We start from the raw sequence: 22,013 nt of genomic DNA, 5'->3' as shown, positions 1-22,013 counted from the left end.
AAGCGGGAATCCTCCCGCTTTTTACGATTATCGACGTAATCCTAGTTTGTTGATCAACTCACGGTAACGAGTTACGTCTTTGTTACGAAGATACGTAAGAAGATTACGACGTTTACCTACCATTTTAAGAAGACCGCGACGTGAGTGATGGTCTTTCTTATGAACGCGCAAATGCTCGTTCAGGTTGTTGATTTGATCAGTTAGGATAGCGATCTGAACCTCCGGTGATCCCGTGTCAGATTCGTGTGTTTTGAACTCATTGATGAGTTGGTTTTTACGCTCTTGAGTAATTGCCATCCTGTTTCACCTCCAAATGTTATTAGCCCCGGTTACCTAGCAAACGCCGGTGAATCGATTTGCCAAGTGATCGGTTTTAAAGCTACAGACAATATGATACTAGAAAGACCGGCCTGATGCAAGGCATTTATGAGAAACTTTGCCGTATGTTTCATTTTCATCATCATTGTTGACGGATGTCCACCGTTTTTATACCTGTTAAATTTCGGTCAGCTTCGCTTCTTGAAAAAAGCGGATCGCTTCTTCCTTGTCTTTCGAAATTTGCGCGACCAGTTCGTCCACGCTGCCGAATTTTTTCTCGCTTCTCAAGCGTCTGTACCACTCGACTTTTATATCAGTTCCGTATATCTCCCGGTTAAAGTCAAATAAGTTCACTTCGATCGAAGGCTGATCAGGGCGTTTTTCGTAAAACGTCGGCTTGTATCCGACATTGCAGACTCCGTTGTACGAAGTCCCGCCGATTTCCGCTTTGACAGCATATACGCCTGTCGGCGGCACGATGTACGCGTCGGAAAGCCCGATATTGGCAGTCGGAAACCCGATCGTCCGGCCCCTTTTATCACCGTGAATCACGATGCCTTTAACATAGTACGGCCTTCCGAGCAATTCAGCGGCATACTCTACGTCTCCTGCCCCGATGACAGTGCGGATCCGTGTCGAGCTTACCTTTTGATCCTGATTGGAATATTTGGCGACACAGGTACCCCTCACGCGGCCTTTGGCATATTCTTGAAAGTTTTCCATCGTGCCTTTTCCAAATTTTCCGAACGTAAAATCAAAGCCTGCCACGACATGACATACGTTGAAACCGAGAATATATTGCTCGATAAATTCTTCAGGCGAAAGGGAAGCAAATTCGGGGCTGAATTCCACGATATATAAATAATCGGCCCCCATCCCTTCGATGATGCTGATCTTATCGCTTAAAGGCGTAATTAAGTCTTTAGGCTCCGAGCCTTTTTTCAACACGGCCGTAGGATGGGGGTGAAACGTCATCACAGACGTTTTCGCCCCTTCTCTCTTTGCGATTGTTTCAGCCGCCCGAATCACTTGCTGATGCCCCAGGTGAACACCGTCAAAATATCCTAATGCCATAACTGATTTTGGAAAGTCCTCACGCTTCAGGTCGTGCGGATGAGAAATATGTATCGTCTTCAAGAACGGTCACCTTTTCTTATTGTTCGCTTTTTTGCGCGAGTACTTTTGCCGGCTTTAACAGTCCCGGCTTTGCCGGATGGGGAAAATAAACGGCAATACAACGGCCGTCTTCCGTGAAAACCGCCAGGCGGTCTTCTGCGGTCAAGTGTGTTAAGCCCGCGGGTGTTTCAAGCACTGCGCCATTTTCCACTTTCTTAGCTAATGTATCACTAATTATCCATTTCGGCAAATGATCAAGCGCACGCTCGATCGGGACGAGCTGTCCGGACAATGTGCCGTTTGCGATGTGATCCTCAATATCTTCAAACGTCAGGCACTCATCAAGCGAAAAATTGCCTGAAGCCGTCCTGATCAGATGGGACATATGAGCCGGAAACCCGAGCTTTTCGCCGATAGTGACCGCCAGAGTCCTGACATAAGTGCCTTTGGAACATGTTACAGTAAACCTGAACCGGGCCGTATTCTCTTCCCCCGCGATCTTCGATGTCAGTTCGATATGATGAATGGTGACGGTGCGCTTCGGCCTTTCAACCTCGATGCCCGCCCTTGCGTATTCATACAGTTTTTTGCCGCCCACTTTGACTGCCGAATACATCGGCGGCACTTGTTCGATTCTGCCTTCAAGGCTATTGAGGACGCTCCTCACCGCTTCTTCATCAGGCGGAGTGCCGACTGGCTTTCTTTCGGTGATCTCCCCCGTCTGATCCTCTGTCGTCGTTGAGAAGCCAAGCGTGACCTCCGCATCGTACGTTTTTGATTTCTCCGTTAAGTATTCAACGATTTTGGTCGCCCTGCCGATACAAATCGGGAGAACGCCTGACACCTCGGGATCGAGCGTCCCTGTATGGCCGACTTTTTTTGTTTTTAGCATTTTGCGGATCTTCATGACGCAGTCATGGGAGGTCATCCCGACCGGTTTATGCAAAAGCAGGACTCCGTTGTACATGCAAACATCCGCTCCTTTCTCATTTCAGCTAAAAAGGACAGGCGCTTAAAAAGCCGCCTATCCTCTTGTTTAGCTGTTTATTCTTCTTTGTCTGAATGCAGTTCATGGATCAATGTTTCGATGCGGTTTCCGTAATCGATTGATTCATCGAATTCAAACTGGATTTCAGGTGTTTTGCGGAGCCTGATCCGATTCCCCAATTCGGATCGGATAAAGCCCTTCGCTTTTGCCAGGCCTTTTAGCGTCTCTTCTCTTTTCTTTTCATCGCCAAGAACGGAAATGTACACTTTGGCGATTTGCAAGTCGCCGGAGACGCTGACATCGGTAACCGTTAAGAACCCGATTCTCGGGTCTTTCAGCTTTCTTCCGATAATGTCGCCAAGTTCTTTTTTCATCTGTTCACCCACACGGGTAGCTCTCATACTCATGTCCATACCACCTCTACGTTAAAACCACTCTGTTCTCGTGATCGTCCGTTCGATTTCCGGAAAAGAGTCAATAAAGCTTAGAACCCGCTGAAGCTCTTTTTCCGTTTGAACGCGAGAGGAAGAAACGGCGGCGATTCCAATGCTTGTGCGCTGCCACGAATCCTGGTAGGCAATCTCTGAGACAGACACGTTGAACCTGCCTCGGATCCTTGTGATGATCCGCTTCAGAACCGCCCGTTTTTCCTTGAGTGAGGATGCATCATAGATGATGCATTCGCATTCGGCGAAACCGATCACTTTCTTTCAATTTCTTGCATGACATACGCTTCGATCATATCGCCTTCGCGGATGTCATTGTAATTCTTAATGGTGATACCACATTCATATCCTTGTGAAACCTCTTTTACGTCATCTTTAAAGCGTTTGAGCACATCGACTTCGCCTTCGAAGATGACGACGCCGTCGCGAATTAAGCGGATTCCGCTGTCGCGCGTGATCGTACCTTCCGTCACATAGCCCCCGGCAATCGTGCCGATTTTAGAGACTTTGAATGTTTGACGGACTTCGACCATGCCGATCACTTTTTCTTCGTACTCCGGATCAAGCATGCCTTTCATCGCTGCTTCAATTTCGTCGATGACTTTATAGATGATGCGGTGAAGGCGGATATCCACATTTTCGGCTTCGGCGGTACTCTTAGCATTACCGTCAGGTCTTACATTAAACCCAATGACGATCGCATTTGACGCGGAAGCCAAAATGATATCTGATTCGGTAATCGCGCCGACGCCCGTATGAATGATTTTCACCCTGACGCCTTCCACTTCGATTTTTTGCAGAGCTGCTGCCAGCGCCTCAGCAGAGCCTTGAACATCGGCTTTTACGACAAGATTGATATCTTTGACGTCGCCTTGTTTGATCTGTTCAAATAAGTCGTCAAGGCTGAGTTTCGCTTTATCGCTTCGCTGTTCTTCAAGCTGTTTGGAAGCACGCGCTTCACCGACCGAGCGGGCCGTTTTTTCGTCTTTGAAGACAAGGAACTGATCCCCGGCGTTCGGAACTTCGTTCAGACCTGTGATTTCAACAGGAGTTGACGGGCCGGCCTCTTTGACGCGTCTGCCGACATCGTTGACCATCGCACGCACGCGGCCGAATGTGTTTCCGACAACGATCGGATCTCCGACGTGAAGCGTTCCGTTTTGGACGAGCAATGTTGCCACAGAACCTTTACCTTTATCAAGTTCGGCTTCGATGACCGTTCCTTTCGCTCTGCGGTTTGGATTCGCTTTGAGCTCCTCTACTTCGCTGACAAGCAGAATCATTTCAATCAGCTCGTCGATTCCTTCGCCTGAAAGGGCGGAAAGCGGAACGAAAATCGTGTCTCCTCCCCATGCTTCCGGAACGAGGGCGTGCTCTGTCAGCTCTTGCATGACGCGGTCCGGATTTGCCGTCGGCTTATCGATTTTATTAACAGCGACGATAATCGGCACCTCTGCAGCTTTTGCGTGGTTGATCGCTTCGACCGTCTGAGGCATAACTCCGTCATCAGCCGCAACAACGAGAATCGTAATATCGGTTACTTCCGCTCCGCGGGCGCGCATTGTCGTGAATGCGGCGTGTCCCGGCGTATCGAGGAACGTGATCTTTTTGCCGTTTTCTTCGATTTGATAAGCACCGATATGCTGTGTGATGCCTCCTGCTTCTCCTTCGACAACCTTCGTTTTGCGGATGCTGTCAAGAAGCGTCGTTTTTCCGTGGTCGACGTGACCCATGATCGTCACGACAGGCGGACGGATTTCGAGATCTTCTTCGCGATCCGGCTCTTCATACTTTTCAAATTCGGTTTCTTCATGGACGATGACTTCTTCGACTTCAACGCCGTATTCGGAAGCGATCAGTTCAACCGTGTCTTTGTCGAGATCCTGGTTGATCGTCGCCATCGTTCCGAGCAGCATCAGTTTTTTAATGATTTCTGACGGCTCTTTGCCGAGTTCTTCGGCAAGCTGGCCGACCGTCATTGAATTTGTAAATGAAATTTTTTCAGGGAGTTCCTTTTTCGGTTTAACCTGCTTCTCCTGCGGAGATTGATGGTTTTTATTGCGCTTGTTTTTTTTGTTGTTGTTATTTTTCTTCTTGTTTTTGTTGTTAAATTGAGTATTTTGCACGTTATTCTTCTTTCCGTCTCGATTTTTGTTTGGCTTAGTTCCGGCATTCTGTTTTGCGGCTTCTTGCTGAGGTTTTTGGCCGCTTCGATCGGCGCTTTTTTTGTTTTCGGCCTGCTTATTTCCGGCAGGCTGTCCGGCGCCTTTTTTGAATTTTTTATCAAGCTGTTTGATTGCATTTTCTTCAATCATTGCCATATGGTTATTGACTTCGATATTCATATCTTTCAACGACGCGATGACATCCTTACTTGAAACATTTATGGCTTTTGCATATTCATAAACTCTCATTTTAGCCATTCGTTCACCCCCAAAAAAATTAATCGAGCTTTCGGAGCAACGTTTGCGCAAAGCCTTGATCAGTGACGGCCACTACCACACGGGATTCTTTGCCGATTGCACGGCCGAGAATCGTACGGTCTCCGACTTTTTTACACGGCACGCCGTAGTACTTGCATTTGTCGGTTACCTTTTTCTCCGTGTTGGCTGATGCGTCTTCTGCAAGCAAAACAAGCTTTGCGCGCAAATGCCTGATTTCCTTCACAACCAGGTCTTCTCCGGAGACGACCTTTCGAGCTCGATTCGCCAGGCCCAGCAAGGAAAACCATTCTGATTCCGACATCTATCTGGTCTCCTTTTCCGCCAGTTCCAGCAATTCATCAAAAATCTGATCATCAATTTGTGCCTGAAGCTGATTTGCTAAGCTGTTTTTCTTTTTTGCGGTTAAGATTACGTCTTTATCAAGCGTAAGGTAAGCTCCCCGGCCGTTCTTTTTGCCAGTCGGGTCTACTGAAACTTCCCCTTCTTTGGAGCGGACGACGCGGATGAGCTCCTTTTTAGGCTTCATTTCCCCTGTTACGACGCATTTTCGAAGCGGGATCTTCTTTCGGCTTTTCACCAAAGGTCACCTCTTATTCATCCGTTTCTGGAGTTTCGCTCTCTAAAAAGAGCTCTTCAGACTCTTCTTCAAGCTCCCTTGGATAAATCCCAAGTTCCCTTGCATCTGTTTCGCTTTTAATATCGATTTTCCAGCTTGTCAGCTTTGCGGCCAGCCGGGCGTTTTGGCCCCTTTTGCCGATGGCGAGCGAAAGCTGGTAATCAGGGACGATGACGGTAGTCGCCTTGTCTTCCTCATTGACGATGACCTCAAGGACTTTGGAAGGGCTCAGCGCATTGGCGACAAATTCGACGGGATCGCTTGACCAGTGGACGATGTCGATTTTCTCGCCTTTCAGTTCATTGACGATCGCTTGCACGCGCTGTCCTTTAGGGCCGACGCAGGCGCCGACCGGATCGATGTCTGGATCGTCCGTCCGGACGGAGATTTTCGAGCGGTCTCCGGCTTCTCTCGCCACAGACTTAAGCTCGACGGTTCCATCGTAGATTTCAGGAACTTCGATTTCGAAGAGGCGCTTTAATAATCCGGGATGAGTTCTTGAAACATAAATCTGCGGACCCTTCGTCGTTTTCTCGACCTTTGTGATGTACACTTTAATCCGGTCGTGAGGCTTGTAGACCTCATTCGGCATTTGTTCAGAGACCGGCAGAAGCGCCTCGATTTTACCCAGAGAAACGTAGATGAACTTATTGTCGATCCGCTGGACGATGCCTGTCATGATATCTTCTTCACGGTCGATAAATTCTGAATAGATGACGCCCCGCTCGGCTTCGCGGACGCGCTGAGTAACCACCTGCTTCGCCGTCTGGGCGGCGATGCGGCCGAAATCTTTCGGGGTAACTTCTATTTCCACGACGTCCCCGACAATATAGTTCGGGTTGATGTTTCTTGCGTTTTCAATCGAGATTTCAAGGCGCGGATCATAGACTTCGTCCACGACGTCCTTGCGTGCGAAAACGCGGATTGTGCCGGTGTCGCGGTTTAAATCGACCCTGACATTCTGCGCCTGGTTAAAGTTCCGCTTGTATGCGGAAATGAGCGCAGCCTCAATTGCATCAATAATAATTTCCTTACTGATTCCCTTTTCTTTCTCAAGAATAGTCAGGGCATCTAACAACTCACTACTCATGTGTATGGTTTCCCCCTTAAACAGTCAAAAATTAATTGAACGAAACAGCCAGCCTTGCTTTTGCTATTTTTTCGTACGGAATCTGGATTTTTTTCTGCCGCGTTTTGATCGTGACTGTAATTTCTACGGTTTCACCGTCAAATGCAGAAAGCTTGCCTTCGAATTCTTTATTGCCTTCAATAGGTTCGTATGTCTTAATATATACGTTTTTTCCGAGCGCTTTTGTGAAATCGGCTTCTTTCTTTAAAGGCCGTTCAGCTCCGGGAGATGATACTTCAAGAAAGTAGTTCTGCTGAATCGGATCAGCCTCGTCAAGCTTTTCACTCAGCGCTTCGCTAACCTTTGCACATTCTTCGATGTCGACGCCGTCATCAGAATCAATAAACACGCGAAGGAACCAGTTTTGCCCTTCCTTGACAAATTCGATGTCAACGAGTTCGAGCTGAAGATTGTCTAATATGGGCTGAACCATTTCGCTTGCTGTTTCGACCACTTTGCTACTCATACTTTTCCTCCTTGTGCAGGCTCCCATTCATCAGCTTTCTCGTAAAAACCCCGCTTTTTAAGAAGCAGGGGCTAAAGAAAAGACGATGAACATGTCGAGACAAAATTGCCTGTTCAATACAAAAGAGCGGGTTTCCCCACTCTTCGCCTCGGCTATCGTTAGCATTTCCAATAAAACTATACCATAACCATATTTTTATTGCAAACCGGTTGCGGTTTTCTCCTTTATTTTTAACGACTTTTCGTTCATTCGCTCTGCATGTTCTGAAATGACGGAAGCAGACGTGCTCGGATGAATAATTCGGAAGCCGTCATAATCCGGATAAAGGGTGCCGTCGTCCTGAACGCCGGTTAAAATCCAAAATTGGCTTCCGGCGCCGTCCTGTGACTCGATGATATCAAGCCAGGTGCAAAAGAAGGGGTTTGTTATGTATATGAATGGAGATGTCTTATCTCATAAGAATGCATAATATCGTATACAGAAAATAAATCGTAATAAATCCTATTTTTAAAATTCTGTCTCAAAATGAAAGGGATATACTCCCCTACCTCCACTGCTCTAAATGTTACGATTAATTTACACATATCATCAATTTTGGATGAACATTGTAAATGAAAGTTCTTTTTTGTAAAATGGGAATTAAGAGGGATGAGATCGGTTTTAATTTTCTAAATATTTAAAACAACAAGAGAGGAAGAATGCTAACATGTTGGAGACGAAAATAGCCCCCGAAAAAGTGGCAAAAATGCTGAATCAATGGTATGGCATGATTAAACGTCATCAAACCACAGAAGCAGCTGCTTTAAAAGAGGAAATCCATGGTTTGCTGCCTCATATGGATGAAAATCAGGAACTTCTTATTTATTTCAACCTCTTAGATTTTCGCTACAAGGTGTTATCAGAAGAAAAACTTGAGGAAACTGATAAAGCCTATGGTATCATCAAGGGTATTGGCGAAGAAAACACCGATAATATGATCGTTTATTATTCGTTGTTTTTCTCAGGTGTATATGAGTTTTACAAAAAGAACTATGTTGAAGCTATAAGCTTCTATCAACTGGCAGAAGCAAAACTCCGTAATATCCCCGACCAAATAGAACACGCAGAATTCCATTATAAGATTGCCGAAGCATATTATCAGATAGACCAACATCTTATTTCTATAAGCCATGCGTTAAAAGCAAGAAGCATTTTTAGAGAACATGAAGAATATAAGCACAGATCGATTAAATGTGAAATGATTCTTGGAGCTAACATGTACGATATGTATAGATTTTCCCAAGCAGAAGAGCATTATCAAAAAGCTTTGAATGAAGCCAAAAGCTCAGGATTTCCAAAAGAAGTTGGCATAGTTTATCATAATCTCGGTTTAATTTATGACAGAAAAAATATCCCTAAACTAGCTGAAGAATATTTTATAAGAGCTGCTCATATTAAAGAGCACTCAGAATCAATAAATGGTGTTAGGAGTTTATATATGATAGCAAGTGTTCTTTTCAGAAATAGTCGAATTGCCGAAGCGAGGAATTGGTATGACAAGGGTCTTGCAAAGGCCAAATCATTAAAAGAAAAGGAATACAAAGCAAAACTAAAGCTGATCCATGCTTTATATGATTGCCATAATGATTCTATAATAAATGAATCTTTACAATACCTTGAACAAAAAAATCTATGGCCAGATACATCAGAACTTAATGAACAAATTGCGGAATATTATTTAAAAAAAGGAAATTTAACTAAGGCTGTTGAATACTATAAAAGAGCATTAAAAGCAAAAAATCAAATTATGAAAGTAATGGAGGCGTTAGCATGAAAAAACTGAGTATCATCGGAATTTTAAGCATCCTTACAATCACTTTTGCTTTTGGCCCTCTTGAAAAAGCCATTACTGGTGGAACACCAGATTTTCAAGTAGCTGAAAAAGCAATTACATAAACACAATAGGAGCGGTATTCAATGAATAAAAAATTCTCTCGTTTCGCGACAAATTCCTTAAAACGCTAAGACACAAGTGTGTTATTGTTCAACTGCATTATATTTCCATGAAAGAGCGGAAATCTTCCAATATCCCGCTCTTTTTTGTGCAATTGCCTATAACTCTAGTCTCATTTTATTTCCTTTTGTCTTTAAATTCACAGAAAATTTTCTTTAATAGCCGCTCAAGAATAAATGACCTGGATTCGCGAGGCAGCAGATCTTTTCGTGACTGAAGCTCTCACCGGTACCGGGAGGCCGACGGCGTATATCACGGACGGGTTTGCGGACGGCGACAGCTGTAACGTATGCGGCAGTCGATAAGCCAAAAAAGGGCCCCCACATAAAAACCTGGGGCTCTTTTATTTATTATTTATAAACCTTGTTGTATCTTCCGTTATATTAATTGTGTACTTACGGAAGTCATCGGATTTTGGAGCGTATAGTATGATTACATGTTCTCCTGTTTCCGCTTCCCACTCAATGTTCCCGGTAGTCGCTCCCGCTCGGGTTTCATTTCTTCTTCAGTGGTTACTCAAGCAAGAAGCGCTAGTGACACGAAAGAGAGAAAACGATGATTTTTCGGCAAATTTGGGAAGCTGATATATAATTTCCAATTTTAAGGATCGGGTGCTCCTCTTCGACAAGCTGATCAAGCAATACAAATTCAGCTTCATTATGGGAAGAATTTCTGGTGTGGAACATGAGCAGACACCGTCCTTTTAGAAGACTTTTCTTTATTTAAAAAAGGCTGTCGATTTTCTCGACAGCCTGACTGCCGACAAAGCCGGCAGTTTTAGAATAAAGAAAGCTGATTCTGTTCCGGAAGCGACTCTAAGCAGCCGTGCCTCTCCAAGTATTCCATAAGGGTTTTCGAAACCTTTCCCCTTTTTTGTAAATCTTCTTTTGAAAGAAATTCGCCTTCCTTCCTTGCCTTGACAATATTTAAAGCTGCGTTTGTACCAAGGCCCGGAATGGAGTTGAAAGGAGGGATCAGGCTGTTGCCGTCAATGATAAATTCTGAGGCGCTTGACCTGTATAAATCCACCTTTTGGAAAGAAAATCCCCTTTCACACATTTCAAGCGCCAGCTCAAGCACGGTAAGCAAGCTTTTCTCTTTCGGAGAAGCATCGAGCCCCTTGCTGTTGATGTCATCCATGACGGCTCTGATCGCGGTCGAGCCTTTGATCATCGTATCGATATCGAAATCATCGGCGCGGACCGTAAAGTACGCTGCGTAATAAAGCAGCGGGTGGTGCACTTTAAAATATGCGATCCGGACGGCCATCAGCACATAGGCGGTGGCGTGGGCTTTCGGGAACATGTATTTGATTTTCTTGCATGAATCGATGTACCACTCGGGAACATTATTATTCCTCATTTCTTCTTCCCACTCCGGAGTCAAGCCTTTCCCTTTCCGGACAAACTCCATAATCTTAAAGGCCAGGGAAGGTTCAAGACCCTGATAGATGAGATACACCATAATATCGTCGCGGCATCCGATAACCTCGCTCAGCTCGCATATATTATTATGAATGAGCTCCTGTGCGTTTCCGAGCCAGACGTCCGTGCCGTGAGAAAGTCCGGAAATCTGGACGAGCTCGGAAAATGTCGTCGGCTTTGTATCCTCAAGCATCTGTCTGACGAAACGGGTTCCGAATTCAGGGATTCCGAGCGTACCGGTTTTACAGCCGATCTGCTCTTCTGTGACGCCTAAAGACTCCGGCCCCTGGAAGATTTTCATGACTTCCGGATCATCGGTCGGAATCGTCTTCGGATCGATTCCGCTTAAATCCTGAAGCATGCGGATCACCGTCGGATCATCGTGTCCAAGGATATCGAGCTTCAGCAGATTGTCGTGAATCGAATGGAAGTCGAAGTGGGTCGTTTTCCATTCTGAATCGGTGGCATCTGCCGGAAACTGGATGGGTGAAAAATCGTAAATGTCCATATAATCCGGAACGACGATGATTCCGCCCGGGTGCTGGCCCGTCGTCCGCTTAACACCGGTGCACCCCTGCACAAGGCGGTCGATTTCCGCCCCGCGTATATGCAGATTGTTATCGTTCGCATACCCTTTGACATATCCGTAAGCCGTTTTTTCGGCAACCGTGCCGATCGTTCCAGCGCGGTAGACGTTATCTTCCCCGAACAGCACTTTCGTGTAATTGTGGGCGCGGGGCTGATATTCCCCGGAGAAGTTCAAATCGATATCCGGAACCTTGTCCCCTTTAAAGCCCAGGAACGTTTCGAATGGAATATCGTGCCCGTCTTTTTTATAGACGGCTCCGCATTTCGGACAGTCTTTGTCAGGCAAATCGAATCCCGAGCCGACAGATCCGTCATTGAAAAATTCCGAATGGCAGCAATCAGGGCAGACGTAGTGCGGAGGCAGCGGGTTGACCTCGGTAATTTCCGTTAATGTCGCAACGAGTGAAGAACCGACCGATCCCCTTGAGCCGACGAGATAACCGTCATCAAGAGAGCGTTTTACGAGCTTATGGGAAATGAGATAAATAACGGCAAATCCGTGGCCGATAATGCTTTTCAGCTCTTTTTCGATCCGCTTCTCCACAATCTCGGGCAAATTTTCGCCATAAATGCTTTTTGCTTTTTCATAGCTCATGTTACGGATTTCTTCATCTGCCCCTTCGATCTTCGGCGTATAGAGATCATCTTTGATCGGCTTGATTTCTTCGATTTTTTCGCTGATCATCCGCGTATTTGTGACAACGATTTCTTTCGCTTTTTCCTTGTCCAAGAATGAAAAGGCTTCAAGCATTTCATCCGTTGAGCGGAAATGAACGTTCGGCAGCTCATGCCTGTTCAGCGGATTTGCGCCGCCCTGCGAGGAAATCAAAATCTTTCTGTAGATTTTGTCCTCCGGATTTAAGTAATGCACATTTCCTGTTGCCACGACGGGTTTGTTCAGCTTATCCCCGAGCTTTGTGATGTTTGTGATGATTTCCTTGAGCGCTTTTTCATCCCTGACCAGCTCAAGCTCGAGCAGATGGCGGTAGACTTCAGGCGGCATCACTTCAAGGTAGTCATAGAACGAAGCGATCTCCTCGACCTCTTCCGGCGATTTTTGCATCATGCCTTCAAATACTTCGCCTTTGTCGCACGCCGAACCGACTAAAAGGCCTTCTCTATGCTTTTCCAGCTGTGACCGCGGAATTCTCGGCACCCTGTAAAAATAGTTGATGTGTGACAGCGAAACGAGTTTGAACAGGTTTTTTAAGCCTGTCTCGTTTACCGCCAAAAGGGTCGCATGATAAGGTCTTGAGCGCTGATACGCATTCGACTGCCCCATGTTTTCATTGAGCTGGTCATGATACAAAATATTTTTTTCAGCCGCGTCTTTGAGCATTTTCACGAGGAGATAGCCCGTCGCTTCTGTATCATAAATCGCCCTGTGGTGCTGCGTGAGCTCGATATCGAACTTTTTACAGAGCGTATTCAGTCTGTGGTTTTTGAACTCAGGATAAAGAAAACGTCCAAGTTCCAGCGTATCGATGACAGGATTTTGCGCTTTTTCGGTTTTCAGCAGCCGCTTATAGGCGACATTGATGAACCCCATGTCAAAGCTCGCATTGTGGGCGACAAGCGTATGGTCTCCGATCCATTCCTTAAAATCTCTGATCACTTCTTCAACATCTGGTGCGTCTTTGAGCATATCATCCGTGATTCCCGTCAGCTCAATGATCGTAGCTGATAAAGGACGATGCGGGTTAGCAAACCTTTCAAAACGCTCGATGATTTCCCCGCCTTTTACTTTTACAGCAGCCAATTCGATGATCGTATCGTATACAGCCGACAGCCCCGTCGTTTCGACGTCAAATACGACATAGGTTTCTTCTTCAAGAAGGCGGTGCGCGGGATTGTAAGCGATCGGCACGCCGTCATCGACAAGATTGGCTTCAAGTCCATAGATCATTTTTACGCCGTGCTTTTTGCTTGCCGCATACGCATCCGGAAACGACTGTACGACGGCGTGATCCGTGATTGCGATGGCGGAATGGTTCCATTTTTTCGCCTGTTCGACAAGCTTGCCGATGCTTGAAACGGCATCCATTTGGCTCATCGGCGAATGGAGGTGAAGTTCGACCCGTTTTTCGTCATCCGGTGCGTTATCTTCGCGCGTTTTCGCTTTGATTTCATTTACATCGTTGGCGATCATGACTAAATCGCGGACGAACGTGTCGTTTTGAATGCTTCCCCTCGCCTTGACCCACATCCCTTTTTTCAAGGATTTCATCAGGTTTGCGTCCTCTTTCTCGCGGGCGAACATTTTGATGAGGATGCTGTTCGTATAATCGGTGATTTTAAAGATGCAAAGCGTTCTTCCGCTCTTGAGTTCCCTTGTTTCAGCATCAAACACATACCCTTGAACCGTAATTCTCCGCTCTTCATCCATGATGCTGTCAAGCGTTCTGATTTCTTCCGTGTCTTTGATCGGATAGCCGATTTGCAGCGGTCCTTGCGGCGCCTCATCTTCAGCGCTTTCTTTATCCTGCTTTTCCATTTCGATTAAGGCCTGAAGGGCACGTTCCTTGTCTTCAGCCAGCTTTTGTTCTCTGAATTTCTGAATCTCTTGATCCGATACGAAAATTTCAGTCTCGAGCTGAAGCTCGGGGAACCCGAACATCCGGTAGCTTGCCTGGATGAGTGAAGCGTATTTTTTCTTCAGTGCGGAAGCTTCTGTATCTGTTTTCGTTTTCAGTACGAGTTTATTCCCTGAAAGTTTAGGTTTTTGCTCATTCAAAAGCGTTAAAATCGGCGGAGAAATGCCGTCTAATTCTTGAATGCAGCGCGTCCAGTAGTCCTGGATGAGCTGCTCGTCCACCGTCCGGTCTTCGGCTTCGATTGAGCATGTCACTTGTGCGATATGGGAAAAGGTGCGTGTCAGCTGGTGATGAAATCGTTCGAAAACCTGATACGGCAGCACGGCTTTAAATTGAAAGTGGAAATTCCAGGTCTTCTTGTTTTTATGAACGGTTAGCTTGATGATCTGCCCGCCTTCAAGATGGCGGATCACTGTATCTTCGGTAAAATTCAGCTGCTGCAGAAGAATTTGAAACTGTCTTCTGTTGACAGAAAGCTGGTCTTCCAAGACAGATTCCTCCCTAAAAGAAAATCATAATGGAAGGTACCTCAGGGATTCCCGAGGTACCTTCCTTTACTTTAGTGTAACACGTTTATGAATGTGAAGATAAGCTCTTGATTTGCTTTTCGATGAAGTCTGAAAGCTCGGCGGCTGCGACTTCAAAAGTCTCCCCGGTTTTGCGGATTTTCACTTCGACAACGCCTTCGTCAGCGCGCTTTCCGACCGTGATACGGATCGGAAGGCCGATGAGATCGGAGTCCGCAAATTTTACGCCGGCCCTCTCAGCCCGGTCGTCAAATAAAACGTCATAGCCCTTCGCCTTAAATTCGCCGTATAATCGTTCAGCAAGCTCGGCCTGTGCGTCATTTTTCATGTTGAGCGCGAGAATGTGAAGGTCATACGGGCTCACGCTAAGCGGCCAGATCAGGCCTTTCTCGTCGTGATGCTGTTCGACGATGGCGGAAAGCGTCCGTGAAATACCGATTCCGTAGCAGCCCATCAGCATCGGCTTGGCGCGGCCGTTTTCGTCAAGGAATGTCGCATCCATCGCTTCTGAATAGCGGGTGCCGAGCTTGAATACCTGTCCGACTTCGATTCCCTTTGCAAAGCGGATCGTCCCTTTGCCGTCAGGGGACGGATCTCCCTCCTGGATGAAGCGGATGTCAGCGTATGTGACATTGCCCGCATCGCGGCTGATATTGACGTTTTGATAATGGTAGTCAGCTTTGTTCGCGCCTGCGGCTGCATTTGCCATCGCTTTTACGGCGAAATCGGCGTATACCTCGATGTCCGCGTTAAGGCCTATCGGTCCGACAAAGCCCGGCTCTGTCCCGATGACCTCTTGGACCTCTTCAGCGCTTGCGAATTCGATCGTTTGCGCGTTCAGCAGATTTTTCACCTTAATATCGTTCACTTCATGGTCCCCTCTTGTCAAGACGAGGACGAAGCGGTCGTCCGCTTTCAGCAGCATCGATTTGATACAGTCTGACGGGGATACGTGTAAAAATGCGGCAAGCTCTTCAATCGTTTTCACGCCTGGCGTATGGACTTCCTGAAGCTCTTTCATGTCTTCGTTTTTGGCTTCAGCGGATTCCAGCACTTCTGCCATTTCGATGTTGGCCGCGTATGACGACTGATCGGAGTAGGCAATCGTATCTTCCCCGACATCGGAAAGCGCCATGAATTCATGCGTGTCCTTTCCGCCCATTGCACCGGAGTCGGCGATAACCGGCCTGAAATTCAAGCCGCATCTCGTAAAGACGTTCATGTAAGCCTGGTACATATCATGGTATGTCTCATCAAGGCTTTCAGCAGATGAATGGAAAGAATACGCGTCTTTCATGATGAATTCGCGGCCTCTCAGCAATCCGAAACGCGGACGCTTTTCATCGCGGAATTTGGATTGGATCTGATAGAGGGTCAGCGGAAGCCGCTTGTACGATTTGATTTCGTCCCGTACGATGCTCGTGATGACCTCTTCGTGTGTGGCGCCGAGCGCGAATTCGCGGCCGTGGCGGTCTTTCAGCCTCATCAGCTCAGGTCCGTATGTATACCATCTTCCGGATTCCTGCCAAGTTTCTGCCTGCTGCAGCGCCGGCATCAGCATTTCAACGGCGTTGATGTTTTCCATCTCTTCGCGGACGATGGCCTGGATTTTTTGAATTACTTTATTGGCAAGGGGCATATAGCTGTATACGCCGCTCGTATTTTGTCGGATAAAACCCGCTCTGAGAAGGAGCTGATGGCTTTTCGCCTCCGCATCAGCCGGCACTTCCCGGAGCGTCGGAATTAGAGTCCTGCTCTGTCTCATTTCGTTCGCACCTCATTTATGTCAATTGGTTACTTTTCATTCATTTTTATAAAAATAAACGCTGGATGTCATTCCATGTGACGACAAGCATCAACAGCATCAGAAACGCCACGCCGATGAATACGACGAATGCTTCTTTTTCCCGGTTGATCGGCTTTCCGCGGACCGCTTCAATCAACAGAAACAACAGCCTTCCGCCGTCCAAAGCCGGAATCGGCAGGAGGTTGACAATCCCGAGGTTAATGCTTAAAAAGGCGGCAAGCTTCAGCAGGTTGATGATGCCCGTTTTCGCCACTTGCTCTGTCATATCATAGATGCCGACAGGTCCAGCCAGCATATCGATCGAAAACTGGCCCGTCACGATTTTGCTCAGGCTTGTGACGATATTCTGCGCCACAGCGACGGTTTCGGTCGCGCCGTATGAAATCGATGTTAAAATACCTTTTTGCACGGGGTTATAGGCGCCGAATCTGCCGACGGTTTCTTTCCCCGATTTGACCGATTCAGGGGTCACATATTTCGTCATCTTGACATTGTCGCGCGTCAGGACGATCTTCAGTTCCTTTTCCGGATGCTCCCTGACCGTATTGACAATATCGGTCCACGAAGACATTTTTTCTCCGTTGATCGTCTGGATGCGGTCGCCTTCCTTGAGTCCGGCTTCAGCTGCACGTCCGTTGTCGATCAGCTTTCCGAGCACCGGCTCATCTGACGGCACGCCCTGCATCAAGCCGAGCATGACGAGAATCACGTAAGCCAGAATAAAGTTCATGATCGGACCGGCTGCAATTGCTTTGATGCGCTGCCAGACCGTTTTCGAATGAAATTGGCGGTTGTACGGTGCAACCTGCACTTCTTCCCCGTCGACGATGAAAAATGACGTTTCGCTGACGGAAAAGGAAACGAGCTGATCCTCATTGCCTTGCTCATAGCCGGAAATTCTCATCTGGTGCTCCAAATCGGCCTCTTCGACTTCGATGACCAATGCATCAGGATATTTTTCTTTTTGATTAATAATGATTTTTTCGACTTTGTTTTCTTTGTTGAACAAAAGTCCGACCGTATAACCCGGCTTGACCTCGACCATTTCGGGATCTTCGCCGGCCATCCGGACAAAGCCGCCGATCGGAAGCAGTCGGATCGTATAGACGGTCTCATTTTTCTTAAACGAAAAGATCTTCGGGCCGAAGCCGATGGCAAACTCCCGGCACAGGATCCCCGCTCTTTGGGCAAGGATTAAATGGCCCAGCTCATGAAAAAAAACGAGCGTTCCAAAAATGAGAATAAAAGCTATCACAGTATTCACGGACATACCACCTTATGTGAGTAATGTTTGGACAAACCTTCTGGCATCTTTGTCCACTTCACGGATCTCCTGAAGGCTAGGCTTTGCAATCGCCTGATGACGTTCCAATGCTTTTTCAATGATGTCTTCGATTTCCAAAAAGGTAATCCTGCCTGACAGAAACGCTGCAACGGCTTCCTCGTTGGCCGCATTTAAAACGGTCGGCATTGTACCGCCTATTTTACCTGATTCATATGCGAATTGTAAGCAGCGGAACCTTTCAGCATCAGCTTGGGCAAAATTCAGCTGGCCGATCTCCCACAGCTCGAGAGATTTCGCTTCTTCAAACGGCAGGCGCTCCGGATAGCTGAGCGCGTATTGGATCGGCACTCTCATATCAGGTGTGCCGAGCTGGGCGATGACGCTTCTGTCATGGAACTCGACCATTGAATGGATGATGCTTTCCTTGTGCAGCAAAACATCGATCTGTTCGTACGGCAGGTCGAAAAGCCAGTGCGCTTCAATGACTTCGAGCCCTTTATTCATCATTGTAGCCGAATCGATCGTAATTTTTGCACCCATCGACCAATTTGGATGGTTGAGGGCTTCCTCGACCGTTACGCCTTCCAGCTCTTTTCTCGTTCTGTCTCTGAAACTTCCGCCCGAAGCCGTGATGACAAGGCGCTTGATCTGTTTCGGATTTTCGCCCTGAAGGCATTGAAAAATCGCAGAATGCTCGCTGTCGACGGGCAGCAATGGAACATCGTATTGTTTTGCGTGTTCTTTCACTATATGTCCGGCTGTCACAAGAGTTTCCTTATTTGCAAGCGCAATTGTTTTTTTATGCTCTATCGCCTTTAACGTCGGAATGAGGCCGACGCTTCCGACAAGAGCATTGACGACGATATCCGCTTCCGGAAAAACGGCCGCTTCGATTAAAGCTTCTTCCCCGACTCCCGTTTGAAAGGAGTAGGAAAAAGAAAGCTGTTTTAATTTTTTATATGTACGCTCATCACCGGCGGCTACGTATTTCGGTTTAAACGTTTCGATGATCTCAGCCGCTTTTTCCACATTTTTGCCAAACGTCATCGCTGCAAGACGAAATTTATCGCCGTGTGCTTTTATGATATCAAGCGTCTGTTCTCCGATGGAGCCTGTCGCCCCCAATAGACATATGTTCTTCAAAATTGCCGCACCTCTGTTTCTTTCTAGCTATCAGTACTTCTCTATCATAGCCCGAACGGCTGAAAAAGAACAAGCAAGAAGTATAAAACCGGCATGACAAATAAAAAGCTGTCAAAGCGGTCGAGCATTCCGCCGTGTCCGGGAAGAATCCGTCCGGAGTCTTTCACATGGTAATGCCGCTTGAACGCAGATTCGGCCAAATCGCCGAGCTGCCCGACGATCGACAAAAGCACGGTGATCAAAAGCACGAATAAATACGAATGCGGAAAACCTGTTGCAGCCTGGTAAACGGCCGAAAAGACGACAGCTGTCAAAATGCCTCCCCAAAAGCCTTCAATCGTTTTGTTGGGGCTGATCTCGGGCCAGAGCTTGCGCTTACCGAGCGCCTTTCCGATAAAATAAGCGCCCGAATCCGTCGACCAGACGACGCCGATCGCGAAAAAGACATAGCTGAGGCCGATGCTTCTGATTTCGATAAAATAATAAAAACCGAATCCGATATAAATCGCAGCCAAAGCAGCAAAAGCTGCCTCATCAAAAGAAAACGAGTTTTTGCTGAAGACCGTATAAGAAAGCAAGAGCATCACGGCCAAAAACACGATTTCCCCTTTCGTGACGGCGATATCCACGGTTCCGCCAAATTGGCTCGGGACTAATAAAATCATGAGCAGCAAAAGGCTTATGATGCCCGGAGCGCTCAAAAGCTTCATGCCTTTCATTCTCAAAAGTTCAAATAGGGCCAAAACGCCCATCGCGTAGACCAGCAGGGTGAACGGCAGCTCGCCCAAAATCACGAGCGGCAAAAAAATCGCCGCTGCCAGAACACCTGTCAATATTCTCTGTTTCATCTGCACCATCCTCTAAATTCCGCCAAACCTTCTCCCTCGACGCTGATATTCTCCGATGGCCTGAAGGAAATGAACCTCTTTAAAATCAGGCCACAGAACATCGGTGAATAAAAACTCGCTGTACGCAAGCTGCCAGAGCATGAAATTGCTCAGCCTGATCTCGCCGCTTGTCCGAATCAGCAAATCGGGATCCTGCAGCGATTCGGTCATTAAATAATCGGAAAACAGCTTTTCATCGATTTCTTCAATGTCCAGCGACCCTTTTTTTGCTTCCTCGGCGATTCTTTTGGCAGCATTTGCGATTTCCGCCCGTCCCCCGTAATTCAATGCAAAGTTAAGAATAAGTCCGTCATTGTGCTCCGTATCGCTGATGGCTTTTTCCACAGCGCGGATCGTATGAGGGGGCAGACCGTTCTTATCACCGGTAATTCGCACCTGAACATTCTCTTCCACCAATTCAGGAAGATACGTGCCCAAAAATTCTTCAGGCAGCTTCATCAGAAAATCAACCTCAAGCTTTGGACGTTTCCAGTTTTCAGTAGAAAAAGCATACAAAGTCAATGCTTTGACACCAAGTTCGCTTGCAAGCTTTGTCGTCTCCCTGACCACCTTCATGCCTTCATGATGGCCCGCAATGCGGGGCATGGCACGTTTTTTTGCCCAACGGCCGTTTCCGTCCATAATAATGGCGATATGTTCAGGAATTTCTCCCTTTAAAATATTTTCTTTTGTGTAAGATTCATTGGAAGCAGCCGAATGCTGGTTCTTCCAATTTTTGAGTATATTGAGCATGAGATTCCTCCATCACCCAAAAGGTTGCTTTCCTGTGATATCCTGCTAGATAACAACAGTATTAACAAAAAAACCCCCTGTAAACATGAGAGGGTCTTTTCACTATTATCTATTGTACAGAGTTTTTCATTAAACTTCCATGATTTCTTTCTCTTTATCTTTTGTGATCTCATCGATTTTTGACACGTATTCATCTGTCAGCTTTTGCACATCTTCCGTTGAAGAGCGCAGTTCATCCTCAGTCATTTCACCATTTTTCTCTAATTTTTTCAGATCGTCGTTTGCATCGCGGCGGATGTTGCGGACGGCGACTTTAGCATCTTCAGAATATTTTTTGACGAGCTTGACGAGCTCTTTTCTGCGCTCCTCTGTTAAAGGAGGAATCGTGATGCGGATAATGCTGCCGTCGTTTGTCGGAGTCACGCCCAAATCGGCTTTTTGAATCGCTTTTTCGATGTCTCCGAGCGCCGTTTTATCATACGGTGTGATAATGAGCATGCGCGCTTCAGGCACAGTAATGGACGAAAGCTGGTTCAAAGGCGTTTGCGCTCCGTAGTATTCGACCGTTACTTTATCCAACAGCGACGGATTCGCACGTCCGGCACGGACTGTGGCAAGTTCGCGCTGGTATGCGGTCACGGCTTTTTCCATGCGTTCTTTTGTTTCATTCATCACTTGATTTGACACGTTATTTCCCCCTTACGATTGTTCCGATTGGTTCGCCGAACACGGCTTTTTTAATATTTCCTTCTTCCATAATGGAAAAGACGATCAGCGGGATGTCGTTATCCATGCACAGTGAAGAAGCAGTCGAATCCATGACGGCCAAACCGTCTTTCAATACGTCGAGATATGAAAGTTGTTCATATTTTACGGCCGTTTCGTCAGTCCTTGGATCGGCATTGTACACGCCGTCGACATTATTTTTGGCCATCAAAATGACGTCGGCCTCAATTTCAGCCGCTCTGAGCGCAGCTGTCGTGTCCGTAGAGAAATACGGGTTGCCTGTACCGGCAGCGAAAATGACGACACGCTTCTTTTCAAGATGGCGAATCGCTTTTCTTCTTATGTATGGCTCAGCGACCTGCCTCATTTCTATCGATGTCTGCACCCTTGACTGAACGCCGAGTGTTTCAAGGCTGTCTTGAAGGGCGAGGGAATTCATGACAGTTGCAAGCATTCCCATGTAATCTGCCGTCGCGCGATCCATTCCCAGATCGCTTCCGGTTTTTCCGCGCCACAGGTTGCCGCCTCCGACGACGACTGCAACTTCAACGTCAAGCTCGGCTATTTCCTTCACCTGCTTGGCGATGGACTGGATCACAGTCGGGTTGATGCCGCTGCCCTGCTCACCCGCAAGCGCTTCTCCGCTAAGCTTTAATACGATACGATTATACTTTGGTTTTTCCATAATAACCTCCAAGTGCATGCTTGCCGTTATTTATTATGCAAGAGAAAAAAAGGTTTGTAAACTGTTTTAAAAATAGGG

At 46.9% G+C, this 22,013-nt stretch carries 21 protein-coding genes and 1 pseudogene; 2 read left to right on the top strand and 20 right to left on the bottom strand.

The window, feature by feature from the left end; genetic code table 11:
* Positions 1-27 precede the first annotated feature (27 nt).
* From rpsO to AB447_RS26755, 11 genes and pseudogenes are all read right to left on the bottom strand, one after another.
* On the bottom strand, positions 28-297 hold the full coding sequence (gene rpsO, locus AB447_RS10645) for a 30S ribosomal protein S15 (protein WP_006638123.1): 270 nt from the start codon (positions 295-297) through the stop codon (positions 28-30).
* 198 nt (positions 298-495) lie between these two features.
* Complete coding sequence (ribF, locus tag AB447_RS10640) at positions 496-1,455, bottom strand: bifunctional riboflavin kinase/FAD synthetase (RefSeq protein WP_048406950.1); 960 nt, start codon at positions 1,453-1,455, stop codon at positions 496-498.
* 16 nt (positions 1,456-1,471) lie between these two features.
* Complete coding sequence (gene truB / locus AB447_RS10635; RefSeq protein WP_048354587.1) at positions 1,472-2,401, bottom strand: tRNA pseudouridine(55) synthase TruB; 930 nt, start codon at positions 2,399-2,401, stop codon at positions 1,472-1,474.
* Positions 2,402-2,478: 77 nt separating this feature from the next.
* Entirely contained in the window at positions 2,479-2,829 is a 351-nt protein-coding gene (gene rbfA, locus AB447_RS10630; RefSeq protein WP_046128919.1) for a 30S ribosome-binding factor RbfA, read from the bottom strand.
* 18 nt (positions 2,830-2,847) lie between these two features.
* Positions 2,848-3,126 (bottom strand): DUF503 domain-containing protein, encoded by a 279-nt coding sequence (locus tag AB447_RS10625; RefSeq protein ID WP_048354588.1) that lies wholly within the window; start codon positions 3,124-3,126, stop codon positions 2,848-2,850.
* Positions 3,123-5,291: a translation initiation factor IF-2 gene (gene infB, locus AB447_RS10620; protein ID WP_057957557.1), complete on the bottom strand. Its 2,169-nt coding sequence runs from the start codon at positions 5,289-5,291 to the stop codon at positions 3,123-3,125. The genes AB447_RS10625 and infB overlap by 4 nt, the downstream gene beginning before the upstream one ends.
* Before the next feature lie 19 nt (positions 5,292-5,310).
* Positions 5,311-5,613 carry a YlxQ family RNA-binding protein gene (locus tag AB447_RS10615; RefSeq protein WP_048354589.1) on the bottom strand — a complete coding sequence of 101 codons (303 nt, stop codon included), beginning with the start codon at positions 5,611-5,613 and terminating at the stop codon, positions 5,311-5,313.
* Entirely contained in the window at positions 5,614-5,889 is a 276-nt protein-coding gene (rnpM, locus tag AB447_RS10610; RefSeq protein WP_082094016.1) for an RNase P modulator RnpM, read from the bottom strand.
* A 13-nt stretch (positions 5,890-5,902) separates the two neighbouring features.
* Positions 5,903-7,018 (bottom strand): transcription termination factor NusA, encoded by a 1,116-nt coding sequence (gene nusA / locus AB447_RS10605; RefSeq protein ID WP_048354590.1) that lies wholly within the window; start codon positions 7,016-7,018, stop codon positions 5,903-5,905.
* A 31-nt stretch (positions 7,019-7,049) separates the two neighbouring features.
* Positions 7,050-7,523: a ribosome maturation factor RimP gene (gene rimP, locus AB447_RS10600; RefSeq protein WP_048354591.1), complete on the bottom strand. Its 474-nt coding sequence runs from the start codon at positions 7,521-7,523 to the stop codon at positions 7,050-7,052.
* Between the two features lie 195 nt (positions 7,524-7,718).
* Positions 7,719-7,931, bottom strand: a pseudogene (locus tag AB447_RS26755) (hypothetical protein); the annotation flags it as partial.
* 298 nt (positions 7,932-8,229) lie between these two features.
* Here AB447_RS26755 and AB447_RS10595 point away from each other — a divergent pair.
* Positions 8,230-9,336, top strand: coding sequence for a response regulator aspartate phosphatase (locus AB447_RS10595; RefSeq protein ID WP_053071270.1), 1,107 nt, complete (start codon positions 8,230-8,232; stop codon positions 9,334-9,336).
* Positions 9,333-9,458: a hypothetical protein gene (locus tag AB447_RS27230; protein ID WP_269430296.1), complete on the top strand. Its 126-nt coding sequence runs from the start codon at positions 9,333-9,335 to the stop codon at positions 9,456-9,458. The genes AB447_RS10595 and AB447_RS27230 overlap by 4 nt, the downstream gene beginning before the upstream one ends.
* Positions 9,459-9,682: 224 nt before the next feature.
* On the opposite strand, the gene AB447_RS25770 is transcribed toward AB447_RS27230, so the two are convergent.
* From AB447_RS25770 to pyrH, 9 genes are all read right to left on the bottom strand, one after another.
* Positions 9,683-9,826, bottom strand: a complete 144-nt coding sequence (locus AB447_RS25770; RefSeq protein ID WP_156183651.1) for a hypothetical protein — start codon at positions 9,824-9,826, stop codon at positions 9,683-9,685.
* Positions 9,827-10,293: 467 nt separating this feature from the next.
* Entirely contained in the window at positions 10,294-14,610 is a 4,317-nt protein-coding gene (locus tag AB447_RS10590; protein ID WP_057957556.1) for a PolC-type DNA polymerase III, read from the bottom strand.
* A gap of 85 nt (positions 14,611-14,695) precedes the next feature.
* On the bottom strand, positions 14,696-16,414 hold the full coding sequence (locus AB447_RS10585; protein ID WP_048354592.1) for a proline--tRNA ligase: 1,719 nt from the start codon (positions 16,412-16,414) through the stop codon (positions 14,696-14,698).
* A 46-nt stretch (positions 16,415-16,460) separates the two neighbouring features.
* Positions 16,461-17,726, bottom strand: a complete 1,266-nt coding sequence (gene rseP, locus AB447_RS10580; RefSeq protein WP_096891720.1) for an RIP metalloprotease RseP — start codon at positions 17,724-17,726, stop codon at positions 16,461-16,463.
* A 6-nt stretch (positions 17,727-17,732) separates the two neighbouring features.
* Positions 17,733-18,884, bottom strand: a complete 1,152-nt coding sequence (gene dxr, locus AB447_RS10575) for a 1-deoxy-D-xylulose-5-phosphate reductoisomerase (protein ID WP_048354594.1) — start codon at positions 18,882-18,884, stop codon at positions 17,733-17,735.
* A 44-nt stretch (positions 18,885-18,928) separates the two neighbouring features.
* The gene (locus tag AB447_RS10570) at positions 18,929-19,732 is read right to left on the bottom strand and encodes a phosphatidate cytidylyltransferase (RefSeq protein WP_048354595.1); all 804 of its coding nucleotides are present in this window, start codon (positions 19,730-19,732) and stop codon (positions 18,929-18,931) included.
* Between the two features lie 12 nt (positions 19,733-19,744).
* Positions 19,745-20,524, bottom strand: coding sequence for an isoprenyl transferase (locus AB447_RS10565; RefSeq protein WP_048354596.1), 780 nt, complete (start codon positions 20,522-20,524; stop codon positions 19,745-19,747).
* Between the two features lie 129 nt (positions 20,525-20,653).
* On the bottom strand, positions 20,654-21,196 hold the full coding sequence (gene frr / locus AB447_RS10560) for a ribosome recycling factor (RefSeq protein ID WP_411801420.1): 543 nt from the start codon (positions 21,194-21,196) through the stop codon (positions 20,654-20,656).
* A gap of 16 nt (positions 21,197-21,212) precedes the next feature.
* Positions 21,213-21,935 carry a UMP kinase gene (gene pyrH / locus AB447_RS10555; RefSeq protein WP_046128936.1) on the bottom strand — a complete coding sequence of 241 codons (723 nt, stop codon included), beginning with the start codon at positions 21,933-21,935 and terminating at the stop codon, positions 21,213-21,215.
* Positions 21,936-22,013 lie beyond the last annotated feature (78 nt).

It is taken from the genome of Bacillus glycinifermentans (assembly GCF_001042475.2).
In the GTDB taxonomy this organism is placed as follows: Bacteria; Bacillota; Bacilli; order Bacillales; family Bacillaceae; genus Bacillus; species Bacillus glycinifermentans.
Note: the sequence above shows the minus strand (reverse complement) of the source record. Positions and strands in the feature narration are given on the sequence as shown.

What these genes read in the sequence shown, in the direction of transcription:
- rseP (WP_096891720.1), bottom strand. Translation starts at nt 17,726, where the DNA reads ATGTCCGTGAATACTGTGATAGCTTTTATTCTCATTTTTGGAACGCTC.
- nusA (WP_048354590.1), bottom strand. Translation starts at nt 7,018, where the DNA reads ATGAGTAGTGAGTTGTTAGATGCCCTGACTATTCTTGAGAAAGAAAAG.
- AB447_RS10570 (WP_048354595.1), bottom strand. Translation starts at nt 19,732, where the DNA reads ATGAAACAGAGAATATTGACAGGTGTTCTGGCAGCGGCGATTTTTTTG.
- truB (WP_048354587.1), bottom strand. Translation starts at nt 2,401, where the DNA reads ATGTACAACGGAGTCCTGCTTTTGCATAAACCGGTCGGGATGACCTCC.
- AB447_RS27230 (WP_269430296.1), top strand. Translation starts at nt 9,333, where the DNA reads ATGAAAAAACTGAGTATCATCGGAATTTTAAGCATCCTTACAATCACT.
- rbfA (WP_046128919.1), bottom strand. Translation starts at nt 2,829, where the DNA reads ATGAGTATGAGAGCTACCCGTGTGGGTGAACAGATGAAAAAAGAACTT.
- rpsO (WP_006638123.1), bottom strand. Translation starts at nt 297, where the DNA reads ATGGCAATTACTCAAGAGCGTAAAAACCAACTCATCAATGAGTTCAAA.
- infB (WP_057957557.1), bottom strand. Translation starts at nt 5,291, where the DNA reads ATGGCTAAAATGAGAGTTTATGAATATGCAAAAGCCATAAATGTTTCA.
- AB447_RS10565 (WP_048354596.1), bottom strand. Translation starts at nt 20,524, where the DNA reads ATGCTCAATATACTCAAAAATTGGAAGAACCAGCATTCGGCTGCTTCC.
- AB447_RS10585 (WP_048354592.1), bottom strand. Translation starts at nt 16,414, where the DNA reads ATGAGACAGAGCAGGACTCTAATTCCGACGCTCCGGGAAGTGCCGGCT.
- pyrH (WP_046128936.1), bottom strand. Translation starts at nt 21,935, where the DNA reads ATGGAAAAACCAAAGTATAATCGTATCGTATTAAAGCTTAGCGGAGAA.
- frr (WP_411801420.1), bottom strand. Translation starts at nt 21,196, where the DNA reads ATGAATGAAACAAAAGAACGCATGGAAAAAGCCGTGACCGCATACCAG.
- AB447_RS10615 (WP_048354589.1), bottom strand. Translation starts at nt 5,613, where the DNA reads ATGTCGGAATCAGAATGGTTTTCCTTGCTGGGCCTGGCGAATCGAGCT.
- rimP (WP_048354591.1), bottom strand. Translation starts at nt 7,523, where the DNA reads ATGAGTAGCAAAGTGGTCGAAACAGCAAGCGAAATGGTTCAGCCCATA.
- AB447_RS10595 (WP_053071270.1), top strand. Translation starts at nt 8,230, where the DNA reads ATGTTGGAGACGAAAATAGCCCCCGAAAAAGTGGCAAAAATGCTGAAT.